General features: G+C 38.9%; 2 protein-coding genes. Both read right to left on the bottom strand.

Annotated elements, in window-relative coordinates:
* Positions 1 to 354: 354 nt before the first annotated feature.
* Complete coding sequence (locus VXK47_RS00115) at positions 355 to 660, bottom strand: type II toxin-antitoxin system RelE/ParE family toxin (RefSeq protein ID WP_435546741.1); 306 nt, start codon at positions 658 to 660, stop codon at positions 355 to 357.
* On the bottom strand, positions 660 to 890 hold the full coding sequence (locus VXK47_RS00110; protein ID WP_435546740.1) for an addiction module protein: 231 nt from the start codon (positions 888 to 890) through the stop codon (positions 660 to 662). Before VXK47_RS00110 ends, VXK47_RS00115 begins: the two co-directional genes overlap by 1 nt.
* Between the last annotated feature and the right edge of the window lie 214 nt (positions 891 to 1,104).

Raw genomic sequence — 1,104 nt, 5'->3', positions numbered from 1 at the left:
TAACGACGGAAATAACCCACGCCGCCGCCGGCCAAGGATAAAAAACGTAACTTACTCGGCGTTGGGTTAATTGATTTGTTATAAAAGGATTGTAATATGCAAAACATAAACGCCAAAAATAAGAACGCAATAACGTCTTTTACCTTCCAAGGGTCTTCAAAAATTCTGAAACGATATCCGCCTTCAGCGCAAGTGGGTCAAGACTTACGCTTAATATCTTATGACAATGAGGGCATATAGACGTTTTGAACATTTTGGTTTTCCTTTATTATGTATTTTTTGTTTTATAATGCTTGAAATCAGCGGCACGTGGCTTTATCCGTGTCCGCTGGATTGATTTGTTAGCCCATTTTTCTACTGTTCTTCGTTTTTTAGACGGGATTCCCACATTCGGGGGTCTCTACTGAGATGCATTATCGCTACAACAAGAATTATTTCTCCTCTAATCTGATAAATAACTCCATAAGGAAATCTATTCGTTCTACAACGGCGAGTTCGTTTCGATAGAGGAGACCATGCTTCTGGATATTGAACAATTCGCTCTAATGTTCTCTTTACTTCTGCCGCAAACTCAAAACCGAGCCCTTCACTTTGCAAATTGTAATAGGCAATAGCATCTTTGAATTCAGCCTTAGCAGGAGCCAGAAAATCAATTTTCATTATTTTTTTTGTTTCTCGATTTCTTCAAAAACATTCTTTGCAGGAATTGCTGCTATGTCACCCCGCTCAAATGCATCAATTCGGCTTTCTGCTTCTTGAGCCCACAAAGCGTCCCTATCTTTCCGCGATGAAAATTCAAAACTGGAAAGTAGGTTCTCGATTAACTCTGCTCGTTCCATAGGCGGTAATTCTAAAGCCTTTGCAAGAATCTCTTCTCTATGTTCTAACATTCATGCCTCCTTTCATTCATTTTAAAGAAGTATAGCACGCCATATACATATTGGAAATATTGTTTTTTTTGGCTAACGACGGAAATAACCCACGCCGCCGCCGGCCAAGGATAAAAAACGTAACTTACTCGGCGTTGGGTTAATTGATTTGTTATAAAAGGATTGTAATATGCAAAACATAAACGCCAAAAATAAGAACGCAATAACGTCTTTT

Origin of the sequence: Desulfobacterium sp. N47, from assembly GCF_051233685.1 — a bacterium.
GTDB lineage: Bacteria > Desulfobacterota > Desulfobacteria > Desulfobacterales > RPRI01 > RPRI01.
Note: the sequence above shows the minus strand (reverse complement) of the source record. Positions and strands in the feature narration are given on the sequence as shown.